Annotated in this window: 11 protein-coding genes, 2 tRNA genes and 1 riboswitch; of the genes, 7 read left to right on the top strand and 6 right to left on the bottom strand. The window is 41.3% G+C overall.

Annotated features, from left to right (window positions below):
* Positions 1–141 precede the first annotated feature (141 nt).
* Both HXT57_RS04505 and HXT57_RS04500 read left to right on the top strand, forming a co-directional pair.
* Positions 142–214, top strand: a tRNA-Ala gene (locus HXT57_RS04505).
* Between the two features lie 114 nt (positions 215–328).
* A riboswitch (Lysine riboswitch) is annotated at positions 329–515 on the top strand.
* A gap of 149 nt (positions 516–664) precedes the next feature.
* Entirely contained in the window at positions 665–2,056 is a 1,392-nt protein-coding gene (locus tag HXT57_RS04500) for an amino acid permease (RefSeq protein ID WP_421783749.1), read from the top strand.
* 116 nt (positions 2,057–2,172) lie between these two features.
* Here the strand turns inward: HXT57_RS04500 and HXT57_RS04495 are convergent, their stop codons facing one another.
* Complete coding sequence (locus tag HXT57_RS04495; protein WP_421783439.1) at positions 2,173–3,057, bottom strand: ATPase; 885 nt, start codon at positions 3,055–3,057, stop codon at positions 2,173–2,175.
* 181 nt (positions 3,058–3,238) lie between these two features.
* Positions 3,239–3,314 (bottom strand) — tRNA-Asn (locus HXT57_RS04490).
* A gap of 206 nt (positions 3,315–3,520) precedes the next feature.
* Between HXT57_RS04490 and HXT57_RS04485 the strand changes: the two genes are divergently transcribed.
* Together HXT57_RS04485 and HXT57_RS04480 are read left to right on the top strand one after the other, a co-directional pair.
* The gene (locus HXT57_RS04485) at positions 3,521–4,138 is read left to right on the top strand and encodes a M23 family metallopeptidase (RefSeq protein WP_421783437.1); all 618 of its coding nucleotides are present in this window, start codon (positions 3,521–3,523) and stop codon (positions 4,136–4,138) included.
* A gap of 142 nt (positions 4,139–4,280) precedes the next feature.
* Positions 4,281–6,092, top strand: coding sequence for an AMP-dependent synthetase/ligase (locus HXT57_RS04480; protein ID WP_421783435.1), 1,812 nt, complete (start codon positions 4,281–4,283; stop codon positions 6,090–6,092).
* 113 nt (positions 6,093–6,205) lie between these two features.
* On the opposite strand, the gene HXT57_RS04475 is transcribed toward HXT57_RS04480, so the two are convergent.
* From HXT57_RS04475 to HXT57_RS04460, 4 genes are all read right to left on the bottom strand, one after another.
* Positions 6,206–7,915, bottom strand: coding sequence for a hypothetical protein (locus HXT57_RS04475; RefSeq protein ID WP_421783433.1), 1,710 nt, complete (start codon positions 7,913–7,915; stop codon positions 6,206–6,208).
* A gap of 123 nt (positions 7,916–8,038) precedes the next feature.
* Complete coding sequence (locus tag HXT57_RS04470) at positions 8,039–8,854, bottom strand: fructosamine kinase family protein (protein ID WP_116431622.1); 816 nt, start codon at positions 8,852–8,854, stop codon at positions 8,039–8,041.
* Between the two features lie 82 nt (positions 8,855–8,936).
* On the bottom strand, positions 8,937–9,380 hold the full coding sequence (locus tag HXT57_RS04465) for a DUF2871 domain-containing protein (protein WP_080551015.1): 444 nt from the start codon (positions 9,378–9,380) through the stop codon (positions 8,937–8,939).
* 74 nt (positions 9,381–9,454) lie between these two features.
* A complete protein-coding gene (locus HXT57_RS04460) occupies positions 9,455–9,895 on the bottom strand; it encodes a hypothetical protein (RefSeq protein ID WP_004108264.1) in 441 nt (146 codons plus the stop codon).
* 209 nt (positions 9,896–10,104) lie between these two features.
* Between HXT57_RS04460 and leuS the strand changes: the two genes are divergently transcribed.
* The 3 genes from leuS (at position 10,105) to HXT57_RS04445 (ending at position 16,179) form a co-directional block, all read left to right on the top strand.
* Positions 10,105–13,089, top strand: a complete 2,985-nt coding sequence (leuS, locus tag HXT57_RS04455) for a leucine--tRNA ligase (protein ID WP_421783431.1) — start codon at positions 10,105–10,107, stop codon at positions 13,087–13,089.
* A gap of 593 nt (positions 13,090–13,682) precedes the next feature.
* Complete coding sequence (locus HXT57_RS04450) at positions 13,683–14,480, top strand: ComEA family DNA-binding protein (RefSeq protein WP_421783429.1); 798 nt, start codon at positions 13,683–13,685, stop codon at positions 14,478–14,480.
* 7 nt (positions 14,481–14,487) lie between these two features.
* Complete coding sequence (locus HXT57_RS04445) at positions 14,488–16,179, top strand: ComEC/Rec2 family competence protein (protein ID WP_064621711.1); 1,692 nt, start codon at positions 14,488–14,490, stop codon at positions 16,177–16,179.
* The last annotated feature ends 41 nt before the right edge of the window (positions 16,180–16,220 follow it).

The following is a 16,220-nucleotide window of genomic DNA, read 5'->3' as shown; positions in this document are numbered from 1 at the left end:
TTGCCGAATTGGCGACTAAATTGTTAGTAGAATTCGCAGGATTTTTGGAATTTGTAAGTTGAATTCGACACGCCGCATTTGGATAGAACGGCTATTTGTTGTAACCTATCAAAGGTTCGTTTGAACAGCATAAGTAAAAACGGGGCTATGGCGCAGCTGGTAGCGCATCTCCATGGCATGGAGGGGGTCGGGGGTTCGAATCCCCCTAGCTCCACAAATTTTAAACGTCACCTCTTTTTGGGGTGGCGTTTTTTGTTATTATTTTTTAATTTTTATGCGCCACGCCGTATTTTTTACTGTTTGTCTGCAAGTCGTACTAATAATGAACACCATCGACCAGAGGTCGCGCTCGACAAGAGTAGTAAGCATGAGCCAGGGAAAGCGTTAATTGCTTACAAAAGGGGAGAGCGCCGAAGTTTACTGCTTAATCCCAAAAGTAGTGAGCTGGGACTTGGCTTAATATACCAAGGACTGTCGCAGTGATTTGGCATCCGCTGCGGAGAGCTATCGACACGCTTGCTTTTGCTTGCTTGTTTTGCCTCTGATTGTCATGAAAGGAGGAAAAATGAGTAGCTCATTATCATCTACTGCTGCACAGAATACTCAGCAGAATACTCATCAAAATAACGATGTTCATCGAGGATTAAAAACCCGACATATTTCCATGATTGCTTTAGGTGGCAGCATTGGTACCGGCTTATTCGTTGCTAGTGGTGCAACAATCCATATGGCTGGTCCTGGTGGTGCTTTGCTTGCTTATGGTGCGATTGGCATTATGGTGTACTTCCTTATGACTTCCCTTGGTGAAATGGCAACATTTATGCCTATTAGTGGATCGTTTGCATCGTATTCTGGACGTTTTATTGATCCTGCACTAGGTTTCGCAATGGGCTGGAACTATTGGTTTAATTGGGCTATTACGGTTGCGGTGGACGTTAGTACTGCAGCAATAGTTCTGCAATATTGGTTCCCAACAGTGCCAATATGGATTTTCTCACTGTCGGTTCTTATGCTTATTTTGGTTATTAATGTGCTTACAGTTAAGTGCTTTGGAGAAACTGAGTATTGGCTTTCTATTATTAAAGTGTTGGCAGTAATCGTGTTCCTTGTTATCGGTTCGCTTACGATTGTTGGCATTGTTGGCGGCAAAGCGCCATTCTTGCAAAACTTCACTCATAAGGACGCTCCATTTGCAGGCGGTGTTCCTGCAGTGTTGTGTGCTTTCGCTATTGCAGGCTTCTCTTTCCAAGGAACTGAGCTTATTGGTATTACTGCTGGAGAGTCTGCAACTCCTGAAAAGAGTATTCCAAAGGCTGTAAAGCAAGTGTTCTGGCGTATTCTTCTCTTCTACATTCTTGCAATTTTCATTATTGCTTGCATTATTCCTTATACTGACAAGAACTTACTTGGTTCTGATGTAACTGATATTGCTATTAGTCCGTTTACGCTTGTGTTCCAGCGTGCAGGGCTTGCAGCTGCAGCGGCAGTTATGAATGCTGTTATTCTGACTTCTGTTATTTCTGCAGCAAATTCCGGCATGTATGCTTCAACAAGAATGCTTTATTCGCTCGCAAAAGAAGATAATGCTCCAAAAGTATTTGGCAAGGTAAGTCTTCGTGGTATTCCTGTTCCTGCGTTGATTGCTACATTTGTAGTTGCTTTATTTACTTTCTTTATGAGTATTTTTGGTTCGCAAATTTACATGTTCCTGGTTGCTGCAAGTGGTTTGACTGGTTTTATTGCTTGGGCTGGTATTGCTGCAGCTCATTATCGTTTCCGTAAAGCATACTTGGCTCAAGGTCATTCCTTAGATGAATTAGTTTATCGAGCAAAGTGGTATCCGTTTGGTCCTATTGTTGCGTTCTTCTTATGTATTCTTGTTATTGTTGGTCAGGATTTGCATTCATTTGCAACGCTTAACTGGCAGGCTATTGGAATCACGTACATGTCCGTGCCGCTATTTATCGTTCTATACATTGGTTATAAGATTAAAAATCATACTCGAGTAATTCCTCTTGAGGAAGTCGATTTAACTCATGTTCGAGTAGCAAAATGAATGAATAGTTTATAAAGTTCAACATCGTTTACGATGTAGAGTTAGATAATGTAAAAGCTCCCAGTGATATACGCTGGGAGCTTTTATTATTGAGTTAGATAACAGAGGAATATGTTTTATGGTTTTTGTGGAGATTCTGAAGATGGTGGAGGTCCTATTAGGTCCGCTTTAGCAGAGGAATCTTGGTCGCCCTTTTTTGCTTTATCATTCGGATCTTCTTGACCACTATTTCCTTTATGGTTTCCGTCGCCAGATTCGTCTTCGCTGCCTTTTTTGTCTGGTTTTGTGCTTCCTTTACCTTCTTCGCTTGGGTTTTCCTTCACCTGGCTAGTGCAATTTTTATCTCCTTTTTTGCACTGTGGATTTTTTGTATTACTATTTTTTCCATGATTTTCCTCAGTCTTCTGTTTTTTAGTGTTTTGTGTATTCTTCGTCGGCGCTGGTGTTGGCTTTGGCTTTGGTGGGACAACATTTGAACGCTGAATCACAATTCCAGTCGATTCATTTATCTCTTGCTTCTTTGCTTCTTCGTCTTGTTTGTCTTTATCTTTGTCTTTATCTTTTTTGTTATTTTCATCGATTAATGTAACAGCCAACTCGCGCACTCTTTTTGCTTTGACTGCATACCATTCAGAAGCAGCTAAAGCTTCTGCGCTTTGGGAACCAAGTTCTTCAGGAGAGTTTGCTGTGCAAGATACTGCGTCAGGAACCTTTTCGCTCATGATTTTAGCAAGTTTTTTTGCGTTATCAGAGTCACCTTTTGTGAGATCTGTTATTACGCTGTTGTGTGCTAAACTTTTCCATACGGCTTTGGCTTTAGAAACTTGTGCAACTTTTATTTCGCACTGTTTGCGAGCTGCTTTAGTGCGTTCAGTCTGCTTCATGTACCAAAGTGTGCCAACTGCGCCAAGAGCTAAAGCTAGCACAACAATTCCCACAATGAGAATAATGAGCTTTTTCTTTTGACTCTTTTCAACACTATCGGAGCTATGTTGATTCATATTTGTCCTCTGTTATCTATTGCTGCTCAACATTAGCGCATTTGAATACGCAACTTGTTTATATAATACGCCAAAATGTTTATGTTAGCCACGCTCATGAGCACTAAACAATCAAGATTTTGCTTGTGGATACAAGTCGTAATATTTAACGCAAAAAGCCACTGGAAAACCAGTGGCTTCATGGCTCCTGCGGCTGGGCTTGAACCAGCGACCATTCGATTAACAGTCGAACGCTCTGCCAACTGAGCTACGCAGGAATATCTTGTGCTCAACTAAGCGCTGTGCACAAGACATTTATATTACACGTAATTTTCAAAGATGCAAATATGGCGTGTTTTGGCGTGTCGAAACAGTGATTATAAGCATATGTTTTATCCACAATGCTTTAAAAGCTTATGATTTTTGCAAATTAGCTGCAAAACTGTTATAAAAGTCGTTTTATAAAAATATGGATGGGGAATATATGTGTATTCGCAAAAATTATGAATTATATTACAAAATATCTGCCTGTTTGGGGATTTTTATAATCTCAGTTATTTTATTATATACGCTGTTTTTACAACCCGAAATTTCGCAAAATAGTCATCATCTTAAATATTATGTTGTAGAATCTGCTGTGACATGTTGCCACAAGTGTGCTCTTTCTAAAGGCGCTTATAGCGAAAAAACATGCAAGTCAGCTATGCAATGGCCTGTAAAACCTGCACGAATAGTAAAAGCTTTTAATCCTCCGCCTAAACCTTGGATGGCTGGGCATCGCGGCGTAGATTTAGCTGCAAGCACAGGGACTCCTTTATTTGCGCCTGCAGATGGCGTTATTAGTTTTGCTGGTAAAGTCGCTGGTAAATCAGTTGTGACTATTAGGCATGGTGAACTGACATCTACTTTTGAGCCTGCTGTAACAAAGTTTAGCGTTGGTGTTTTTGTGAAAAGAGGCCAGAATTTTGCACATGTCGAAGGAGCTTCGGACCATTGCGGCACAACTTGTGTGCAGTGGGGTTTAAAACGTAAAAATCGTACATATGCTAATCCTGAAAGAATGACAGTTAAGCGTCGCATTGTGCTTAAGCCTGTGGAATAAGCAAAATACTATATTTATATCGTAGATATTTGTAGATAAATGAACAAAATTTATTACAATCTTGTAGATATTCGCATATGCGAAGACTTGCAAATCGCGTATAGTAAAGATATACGTCAATTCAGCAGATAGAGGAGCTAATATGCAAGAATATTCTCGTCCACTTGATGAGTCTATTGATACAGATGTTAATGTTTTCTCACTGCTAGAAGAGCGAGCAGAGCGCAATCCTAATGGTTCTTTGGTTGAATACGTTGGAGCTGACGGCGTTTGGAAGTCATATACTGCTCAAGAATTTAGAGATACAGTAATAGCTGTTGCTAAAGGCTTTATTGCTAGAGGGGTAATGCCTGGTGACGCTGTGTCAATTATTGCTCACACTTCATGGCAATGGACTGTTCTTGATATGGCTATTATGTCTATAGGCGCATTGACAGTGCCAATTTATGAAACAAGCTCTTCGTTGCAAATACAACATATTGTTCAAGATTCTCAAGTATGTTCAATATTTGTGGAGTCTCCTGAAATGTTGCCAAAAGTAGAGGCTGTTCAAGAAGAATGTCCTACTCTTCACGACGTATATGTAATGAATCGTGGTGCTATCGACGCGTGCATTGAATACGGTAAAGCAGTAACTGATGCTGAATTTTATGAGCGAGTGCACGCTGTTAATGGAAGTGACATAGCAACAATTGTGTACACTTCAGGTTCAACTGGTGAGCCAAAAGGAATTGAACTTACTCATAGCAATTTTGTCTTTATTGCTAAATCAGGTGTTATTTCTATGTCAGACATTGCGTTAAAAGGCAGCCCGCGTCTTTTGCTGTTCTTGCCTCTTGCGCACGTTTTTGCTAGGTTTATGCAATTGTTCTGCTTTGCTGGAAATATAACTCTTGGTTTGACGAGTAATTTGAAAACTGTATTGTCTGATTTTCAAACTTTTAAACCAACATTTATTCTTGGGGTTCCACGCATTTTTGAGAAGATTTACAATGCTGCTTCTCAAAAAGCAGGCAGAGGAGTAAAAGGTTTTATTTTTGCTTATGCATCTAAGGTTGCTCGCGAATGGTCTCGCGCTCAGCAGTCTAGTTCAATGGTTCCTCCAATGCTCGCTCTTAGCCATTCAATATGTAAAAAATTAGTGTATGCTCCACTACTACACGTATTTGGAGGCTCTGTTTCATACGCTATTTCGGGCGGTGCTCCTTTAGATTTGTCGATTGCACACTTCTTTAATGGCATTGGTTTGCCTCTTCTAGAAGGCTATGGAATGACAGAAACTTGTGCTCCTTCTATGGTGAATCCTACGACAGGTTATCGCATTGGTACCGTTGGTTTGCCTGTAAAGGGTGTATCTGTTGCTATTGCTGATGATGGTGAATTGTGTATTAAAAGTCCTGCAGTGTGCAAAGGCTACCATAATAATCCTGAGCTTACCAAACAGCAGATTGTAAATGGCTGGTTGCATACTGGAGATTTTGGATCTTTAGACGATGACGGTTTTGTGCGTATTACAGGCAGAAAGAAAGATCTTATTATTACTGCTGGCGGTAAGAACTTATCTCCAAATGCGTTAGAAGCTTCATTAATGTCTTCACCTATTATTTCTCAAGCTGTTGTTATCGGAGACAGGAAGCCGTTTGTTTCAGCAATTATTGCGCTCGATTTATCAGAAGTAAATACTTGGCTTTCTTCGCGTGGTGCATGCCCCGTACGGTCTTTAAAAGAAGCTTCACATAACGGTATTGTGCGAGCAGAAGTTGAACGTGCTGTTAGCAAAGCAAATGAGCTAGTTTCTAGAGCTGAGTCTATTCGCAAGTTCGAAATAGTTCCAGATGAGTTTACTCAAGCAAACGGTTTGATTACGCCAAGTTTAAAGGCGCGTCGTCAAGTTGTTGTAGAGCGTTATAACGACCTTATCGAACACGTTATTTATGCTCCACGCAAACGTTAGCTGTGTGTAAATTCGTGGGGAATATAGCTTGAAGTTAGCTTGAAGCTGCAGATTGCGTTCCACAACTTATATTTCACAACTTGCGTTCCATAACTTGCATCCAAAAATTGTATTTACAAGCCTGCGTCTGCTAATGATACGTAACCTGGGTCAATTAAACGTGATTTTAGATTTGTTGCGCTTACTGCCACTAGTCGCTCGTTAACAGTAGGGACAGTTTCCCCGTGTTCAATTTTTGTTTGCACTGTAGCGATTTTTTTGTCAAGTTTACCGTTTCTGTTCAAAGAATAACAAGTAGCAGTAAGATCTTGAACAATCTGCTTATGATTTTCTATAGTTGTCATCCATTGCTTTCCGCTCACAATGTTTGGCATAATATTTTTGTACGCGCCATAACCAGTTATTACTGGCCATTTCTTTGCTTCTGATTCTTCTTCCTCATCTTTTTTCTGCTGTTGTCGTAATTCTTTTTCGGATTTCTTTGCAGAATCTTTTGGAGCAGGAACTGGTCTTTTATTAAGATCTCGTTTCCCTATGAAGTTTCCGATAACGTCCGGCAAATTGAAAGATGGGTTTATATCTGCTGCGCTTCCTTCATAACCGAGATTGTTTAGTGCTTGTACGGCTTGTAAAGCAATTTGATCATCGAGCGCAATAATTCCATCAACGCGATGCCTTGAGTGTGAAAAAAGACTTGTACTTTTCGTAATTCGTTTTGTTAACTCATTTTTCACAGAGTCAGCTACATCTGCGTCGAAAGCAACATTGGTCCAGTCTTTTTCGCTACTATTCACATTCAATCTTCCAGAAGTGCTTATTAATGTTCCAGAAGCAAAATATGGTCTCAAAACTTTCCAAATGCCAGCGAATGCTTCTTCAGCAAAATCATCATGGAATGCTGTTTCGCTATTTGCATGCGTATTGTTGTTAGAATCATCATCTTCGCTTGCTTCGTCGCTGTTATTTTGTTGATTATTATTGTTTGCATTAATATTTTTTTGATTGTGACATGGCAAAAGAACTTCAATATAGCGTGGATTTTCTTTAGTTGCACGATCTAGAGCGATTTTTTGTATCAGAGTTGTTGCTTGAATTTCGCCAATGGTTCTTGCGTCAGATAAATGGAACATCACATCAGGTTTGAAACCGCTAACACGTCGTGAGAGCATAACAACGTGGATTCCCGCCTTTTTTGCTAGGCGAAGTGAGGATGCCAATCGTTTTTCTGCATTAAGCTCATCTTTAGATGATTGAGAGTTATCGTCGTTTTGTAAATTTAAGTCCTGAGTATTTGATTTTTGTGTATTTTCAGAATTAGACGCAGGCAACGTTGCATAATCTCCATAGTTATTATTGCCGTTTTTGCTAGTCCATGGAGCTATAACAATTGTCGTTTTACTTAATTGTTTTTTGATTTTTGAATTTTCAGAAACAGAATTGTGCTTTCCTGAATTATTCTGTTTTGCATTGTTCAATGAGCTTAGCAAATTTACTACATAATCTTGCACATCGCGGCTTTGTTCTGAAAGGCTAGAAGAAGTTTTAGTAGTAATAGAATTATCGTCAAATCCCTTATCTTTTAACGATTTTATTAATTCTGGAACCAATATGTCCCACGTGCTTAGAGGCTTATTGCGTGTTATTGCTAATCCGTCTGATGGAGTAAAAACAATAACGTTACCGTGATTCGCTTGTTCTTTATTTTCAGATTTTAAAGAAGTTTTTGTTGAACTTGCGCACGAGCTAACAACAAAAAGCATCGTAACTAATGCTGCCAGCATAACTAAAGAACGATGCATAGTTCTGTTGCACAAACGAATCATAGTAGTGACCTCTCGTTTCGTGGTCTATCTGTTGCTGTCTATATGTGATCTACTTGTAACTATCTTCTAACATTGTATATAGCCATGTGCTAAATACTTACATTGCTATTTTAGTGAGCAAAATTATCTTATAGAACTTTTTATAAGACTTTCGCACATATTACGGTATTCGCTCACGTAGCCTCCGCCAAAGAACACGCAATGTCCTGCAATAGGGTAGAGCTGCCAAATAATCATGCGCTGCTCAAAACCTGCTTTAAGTGGATGAACAGACTGATAGCCGTCTAAAATCTGCCTAAAATAGCTGATTCCAAACAGATGAAGCATAGCTAAATCTTCTTCGCGGTGCCCACCATGTGCTGCAGGGTCGATAAGAACAGCTTCAGTGTGTTCGCCGTCTGAACTTTTAGTCCATAACACGTTTCCGCTCCACAAGTCTCCGTGAACTCGAGCAGGCTTATCTTCTGCAGCTTTTCCTAATAAATCAGGCAGCGCATCAATAACTTCGTTTGTAAGATCTAAATCGCTTTGAGTAAGCTCTCCGCGAGCAATACCAAGCTCAACCATAGGACGCAATCGTCCGTCCGCAAGGTAGTCAATAACGTTACTCCAAGTGCCAGTTGGCATTTCAACTGGATCACTTAAAGGTCCAAAATAGCATGTGCCATCGTAATCTGCTGGTGCTTCACCAAAATATTTTGCACCGTAATCGTGCATATGAGCGAGCGCTGCACCAAACTCAAATGCAGCAAGTGGTGTTGCTGAGTGAGTGTCAATGCGCTCAATATTAAGGTAACCGTTTCCCCAATCAAATACTTCAGCCACTCTAGGGCCGCCGTATTTGTGAGCTTCAGAAAGCCATTTTAAGCCTTTACCTTCGCATTCAAAGAAACGCTCAGGAGCGTATAATCTACTTTTCTTATATACAGCGTTGTTCATAGAAGCCTTCTTAGCGTAGTAGCGCATACGAAACATGTGCTACATACTTAATAAAATATTTATTAATTTATTCCCAAACTCACTATTTTACTGAAGTATTAGCACAATGAGCGATGCTGCGTTTAATTTGCAATAAGATTAGTACAATACTTACGCCAAGTAGGATGTGTCCGATTCCTGCTAAACCAGTTATGGCAAAATCTATAGATGGACTGAGATGTAGACGTAGTACTTGTGCAATTCCACGAGTAACCATCATTAGTGCTGTGAGGTTGAGTCCAATATGATAAGTTACTAAGATTCGTGTAGTTTTTTCGTTACTAAAACTGAAGTTTTTCTCAACTAGTATAAGTAACAGAAAAACAACCATGCCAAGCATAAAGTAGTGTGTGTGAACTACAGCAAGCATACTTTTTGCATGGAAAGCATTAAATTTTGTAAATTCGCGATAAAAGACACCGCCAATCATGGCGAGGACAGCATACAACAAAGACGTATTAATATAACGTTTCATAACATGATTCATAGTAACTTCCTTACGTAGAGTGATAGTCAAATATTCCTTAGTAATGTTGCTGGTGTTACAAGTGTTTGTAAGCACTATTGCATAGTATGAGTGTTTTTGTAATGCGGACATACAGTTTTAACAAATTGATATCCAAAAAGCAATCCTGCTAAAAATAGTGCAGTTCCTAAGCCTGTGTAGAACACTGCAATAAACTGTTCTGGAGCTGCGTTAGTTGCGCGCAAAGCAATTCCGCCTGTCATCATAAAAGCCATAATTATGAAGGATTTTACGTCAAAGAATTTAAGGAAAAACTGCTTTTCTTCAGCATAGCCGTTAATTCTTTGAGTATGCTTTTTTACAAGTTTGCCAAAAATTAGGAATTGGAATATGCCAAAAACAAGAATAGACAAAGCATAATTAAGTGGTTGCAAATAATTTTGGTATGCTAACAACCCAATATTGAGAATATTAAAGCCTGCTGCTGCCCAAACTAAACAAGCAATAAGTAGTAGTGTATTCTTCGGTACTTTCAATTCTTAACCTCTTGTATTAAAAAGTTATTTAATAATAATTTGTTTACTATTGTTTTGTTTACTATTGTAATAATGGATTTTATGAAAAAGCTTGTTTGCATAAATTTATTGCATTAAACAGTAAAACTTTCGTAAAAAGCATATTTTTCTTAACAAAACTTGTAAAAAGTGTTGCGTAATGACGATATTAGACGCTATAGTCCTAGGGTATGAACGACAACGATCAACAGTATGCAACAGCTGACAACAAAGCTACTATTGCTGAGCCAGCTTTTCGTTACAACGCGCAGCTCGCACAAGATATTGAGCAGCGCTGGCAAAAAACCTGGGACGAGCAGGGCACATTTTGGGCCGCTAATGTTAAGGGCAATTTGAAGGATGGCGAAGGCAGGAATGCTGACGGTCGTCCTTCTTTCTTTGCAATGGATATGTTCCCGTATCCTTCCGGCAAAGGCTTACACGTTGGACATCCTCTTGGATATTTGGCAACGGATGTTGTAAGCCGCTACCATCGCATGAAGGGTGAGAATGTTCTTCATGCAATGGGTTATGACGCTTTTGGTTTGCCGGCTGAACAGTACGCTGTGCAAACTGGTCAGCATCCGCGCATCACCACTGAGGCGAATATTGCTAATATGCGCAGGCAGCTGCACCGCATGGGCTTGAGCTTTGATGATCGTAGGTCTTTTGCAACTATTGATACGAATTATGTGCGTTGGACGCAGTGGATTTTCTCCAAGCTTTATGACGCTTGGTACAACCCTGATTTTGTGCGCAAAGACGGCGGAAAAGGTTCTGCTCGACCAATTGCTGAGCTTGTTGATGAGTTTAAGAGCGGAAAGCGCGAAATTCCTGGTTTTGCAGGCAAAAAGTGGGAAGAGCTTAATAAAGTAGAGCAAGCGGATGTATTAAACAATTTCCGTATTGCTTATATTTCTAAATCTCCTGTAAATTGGTGCCCAGGCTTGGGAACTGTGCTCGCAAACGAAGAAGTTACTGCAGAAGGTAAGTCTGAACGCGGAAACTTCCCAGTATTCCAGCGCAACCTTCGCCAGTGGTCCATGCGAATTACCGATTATGGACACCGCTTGGTGGAAGATTTGAACACTATTGATTGGCCAGAAAAAGTTAAGCTTATGCAGCGAAACTGGATTGGCGAATCTCACGGTGCATCTGTGCACTTTGAAGTGCCATGTGCGGATGACGAAACGCGCGATTTGGAAGTGTACACTACTCGTCCAGACACGCTTTTTGGCACAACTTTTGCTGTTGTTTCTGTGGATCACCCAATTCTTGAGCATGTTCCAGAAGCTTGGGGTGCGGACGTTCCAGAAGGCTGGAAGGGCGGTTACGCAAGTCTTAAAGAAGGCTTGGCAGAGTATCAAGCTCAAGCTCGCGCGAAGACTGCTAAAGATCGCACGGAAGACGCAGGAGCAAAAACAGGCTTGTTTACGGGTCTTTATGCAATTAATCCTGTAACTGGAGCAAAGCTTCCACTGTTTGCTGCTGACTACGTGCTTATGGGCTACGGCACAGGTGCAATTATGGCAGTTCCTGGCGGCGACCAGCGCGATTATGATTTCGCAAAAGCATTCGGTTTGCCAGTAATTTACACTGTTGAGCCTTTGCCTGATTCCGAAGAAAAGTTGGAGGATTACGAGGGTAAAGCTCCGTTTGTTTCTCACGACGGAATTGTTATTAATTCAGCAGTAGAACATACTCATAAGCTTGGCGATGCTTTGTCTATTAACGGTTTGCGTGTAGATGAAGCTATTAAAAAGGTGACGACTTGGCTTGAAGCTGCAGGCGTAGGAAAAGGTAGAGTTTCTTACCGACTTCGCGACTGGCTGTTCTCTCGTCAGCGCTACTGGGGTGAACCATTCCCAATCGTTTACGATGAGGACGGTGTTGCTCACTTAGTGCCAGATAGCGAGCTTCCAATTGCATTGCCGGACGTTCCTGACTATCAGCCAAAAACTTACGCTCCAGACGACGCAAATTCGGAGCCTGAAGCACCTTTGAGTCGAAACGAAGATTGGGTAAAAGTTCAGCTCGACCTCGGCGACGGCGTAAAAACCTACTACCGCGACACCAACACCATGCCAAACTGGGCTGGTTCCTGCTGGTACTACATGCGCTACTTGGATCCAAACGACGCTGAGCATATGGTTGACAGCGACGAATACGACTACTGGATGGGCACGAACCGTCCAGGCAAAGAGCATGTTTCTGGCGGCGTTGACCTTTACGTTGGTGGCGTAGAGCATGCAGTTTTGCACTTGCTTTACTCAAGGTTCTGGCATAAGGCACTTTACGACTTGGGTTACGTGGATTCTGCTGAGCCATTCCACCGCTTGTTTAACCAGGGCATGATTCAGGCTTACGCTTATACGGATGAGCGCGGACAGTACGTTCCTGCTGACGAGGTTGAAGAAGGTGCTTCAAACGGCGCTGGTGAGCCAACCTTTACGTGGCACGGCGAGAGCGTGAACCGCGAGTTCGGCAAAATGGGCAAGAGCTTAAAGAATATTGTGACCCCAGACTACATGTACGAAAACTACGGTGCAGATACGTTCCGCTTGTACGAAATGAGCATGGGTCCGCTTTCTGAGTCTCGTCCGTGGAACACGCGTAACGTTGTTGGTGGCATGCGATTCTTGCAGCGCTTGTGGCGTAACGTTGTGAACGAAGAAACCGGAGCTTGCGTGGTAACTGACGACGCTTTGGATGAGAAGACGTTGAAGATTCTTAACAACACAATTGCAGAAGTGACTGTGGAAATGGAAGCAATGCGTCCAAATACTGCAATTGCTAAGCTGATTGTGCTTAACAACCATTTGACTTCGCTTCCTCACGTGTCGAGAGCAGCTGTTGAGCCGCTGGTTCTTATGTTGGCTCCAATTGCGCCGCATATTTGCGAAGAAATGTGGAGCAAGCTTGGGCATGATAAGTCTATTGCTCACGCAGATTGGCCTGTTGCAGATGCTCGCTACGTTGGTGAGGATACTGTTACTGCCGTTGTGCAAATAAAGGGCAAGGTTCGTGCAAAGCTTGAAGTTGATCCAAATATTGACGCTTCTGAGCTTGAAAAGCTTGCGCTAGAAGCTGTAGCTGATCGCTTGGGCGGTAAGGCTCCGCGCAAGGTGATTGTGAAGGCTCCGAAGATTGTGTCTATTGTACCAGACGAGAGGTAAGATTCGGCTTAATTAATGCTGTATTGCGCGATTTTTCGCGCTTTACAGCATTTTTTGTTATTCTTGGGTTTCGTCTATGAGTTTTGTAACTGATTTAGTTTTTTGGTTTTGACGAGGCTGGAAAAATTGTGTTTGCGTGCGTTCCGTCCTTCGTGCGCTCTGGTTGCTAAAGACGCTTATTGTGTTCGCCTATATTTAAAGAATGTAGCTTCTCAGTCCTCTTTTAGCACTGAACACAATTTTTCCAGCCTCTCAACACGCTAACCGTCAACACAAAACTCATAGACTCGTGCAGAAAGTTACGTAAAGTGCGTGGTTTACTAAGTGCAACTAAAGTCGCTTAATTAAGCTGCGCATTGACTTGCCGGAGCGCTCAAAGCGTAGCGCGCGTAGGCATTTCAATGCGGAAACTCGCTTAAGTTGGAAGTCCAGTGGACTTCCAACGCGAGTTTCGTAGCGAGCGCGTTAACCGCGCGAGCGTTCCTTCAGTCGCTTTGGCTGTTAAAGGTTTTAACCACAGGCGCGTATTTTTGTTGCGAAGTGTTACAAGTTGCCCAATAGTTAAGTTAAGAACTTTAAGAGTTGGGGGATTTATGGAAGACTTTGGGCAGAATTTTGGGCAGAATTATGCGCATAATTTTAGGTTTAATAAGCCTGCGTCTGATTTGCCTCGGAGACGAATTGCAACGTCTTTAGAGGAATTTTCTAACAGCAATGTTGGTAAAAATTTTAGTGACGACTATTGCGAAAAAGCTTGTAATTCTTTTGATGAAGAAATTATAAGTAGCAAAACTTCTCCTAGATTTCACATGAAGCCTGTACATACGCTTGCTTTAATGCTGATACTAGTTGCAGCTCTTTGCGCAAGCCTGACAATGCTTATTTCTCAATCCTTAACATATCAACGAGTTCAGAACGAAAAAGCAGGCGCGTTTGCAATAGAAAACGACGATACTAGTCGCGAAAAGCCTTCTTTTAGTGATTTAAAAGGTAACAATAAAAATGATGATGAAGAAAAAAGTGTAAGTAATGAAAGCGACGGAAACAGCGGAGGTGACGGAAACAGCGGAGGTGACGGAAACAATGTAAGTAAAGGCAACGGCGGCAGTAAAGGCAACAACAAAAGCAACAAAGGTGACAGTAATAACAAAAGCGACAGAAGCAACGAGAATACTGCTTCTCATCAAAGCAACACTGGCAGAATCAATATAAACACTGCAACGCTTGATCAGTTACAAACCTTAAAAGGAATCGGTCCCAAAACTGCTGCGCGCATTATTGCTCAGCGTAAAAGAGTTGGTTATTTTCGCAGTTTAGAAGATTTGATGCAAATTAAAGGAATTGGGCCTAAAACCTTGAATAAATTCCGTGGGAATGTTGACGTCAAATAGGTGAATTATGCGAGAAAACGTAGAAAAAGTAGAAAACGTTTCTGGAAGTCGTGATTTTCGTATGATTCCTGTTGCTGCAGCGTGCTGGGCTGGGTGCTTAATTGGAAAATTCTTATGCAATTTTACTATAATTTATTGCATTTCAATAGTTTTATTCAATGCAACTATAGTTTCGATTTTTATATTTTGCAAAAAATTTAAGTTTTTTATATGGCGCAGAACAGTTTTAGTAGCAATAAACGTTTTTGTAGCTGCGTGCATGCTTTCGTACATAACTCAATATGTGATATCTGGTGACGTTATTATGCGAGAAATACGCGGCAATAATCCTACTAAAGCACTGTATTTTCAAGGAAATAATGCCGAGCACGCGCATTTTGCAGAATTTACAGTAGTTGCTCCTGTGCGCTCGTCTAGAAGTTTTAAAGGAGATTGCCAAGCGAATGTTCAAGTGCATAAGTTTGATGCGCAAAAAAGTTATGTTCAAGCGCGACTGTATGCGTATTCGCCAATATGCAAGCAACTTAGCTATGGTTCGAGCCTAAGCGTTCCTGTTAGCGTGAAAGCTTCGAGATTTGATAGTAGTAAGCCTGAATTGCATGTAGAAAAAACTCAACGAAACTTGCATGTTGTACAAGACTCAGACTTTTGGCACAAAGCCGTTAGTAATTTGTGGAAATCGTTTTATGACGTAACAAATAAGCTCGATATGCAAGGCAGAATGTTGGTTCCTGGAGTAACTGTTGGCATGCTTGGGCAAGAATATGTGCCAGTAGAGGATGCAAGTTCACTTGAGCCGGTCGACGAAACTTATGCGAATATGACGCGTCAACATTTTCAACATGCTGGAATCATGCATGTTATGGCAGTTTCAGGCGGACACTTTTTGCTACTTAGTATGATTATTCGCAAGTTTTGCGCACGATTACTGTTGCCTCATTGGTCTACATCTTTAATACAAATTACGTTGCAAATTGCTTTGGCTGCAATAGTTTACCCTTCTGCATCTGTGCTTCGAGCGTTAATTATGGGAATAATATCCGCTGTTGCATGGTGTTGTAAACGACCATACCAGTCAGCTAGTGCTTTAAGTTGGACTGTTATAGGCGTGCTTGTGGTAAATCCCTCATACGCTTGGGACTATGCTTTTGCTCTTTCTTCCGCAGCAACTTTGGGAATTGTTGTTATGGGAGTGCCGATTTCTAAAACGCTTGCAAAATATATGCCATCTTGTGTTGCTTCTGCGCTAGCTATAACGCTTTCTGCACAATTTTGGACTATGCCAGTGCAAATTCTTATGCAACCGGAAGTGTCATTTATGTCTGTGCCAGCTAATCTAATAGTTGCGCCTCTTATGGATTGGGCAACAGTGTGCGGCTTAATTTCACTAGTTTGTGCGAGCTTTAACGATGGATTATCGCTTATTTTCGCTAGAGCTTCATCAATTGGAACAAGCTTTATGCAAAAGTGCGCGTGTTGGTGCGATGAAGTATCTTTTGGCGTGTTTCCATGGATAAAAGGTGCTGCAGGAGCGTGGGCAATGTTGTGTGCAGAATTTGTGATATTGGCTTTGTTTATGCTAGCTTTGCGCGCTTTTCGCAATAAGTATTATGCTCAAAGAGCTAGCATAATTGGTCAACTGTGGTCTGCTTCGGCAAAGCGAACGTTACGAGAAGCAGAGAAAATTTTCGAAGAGTAGCAAACACGCACGCATATTCGAATGCAATATTATGATGGTTA

Origin of the sequence: Gardnerella sp. KA00771 (assembly GCF_049244045.1) — a bacterium.
GTDB classification, from domain to species: Bacteria; Actinomycetota; Actinomycetes; order Actinomycetales; family Bifidobacteriaceae; genus Bifidobacterium; species Bifidobacterium swidsinskii.
The sequence above is the reverse complement of the archived record's forward strand: the minus strand, read 5'-3'. Positions and strand labels throughout refer to the sequence as shown.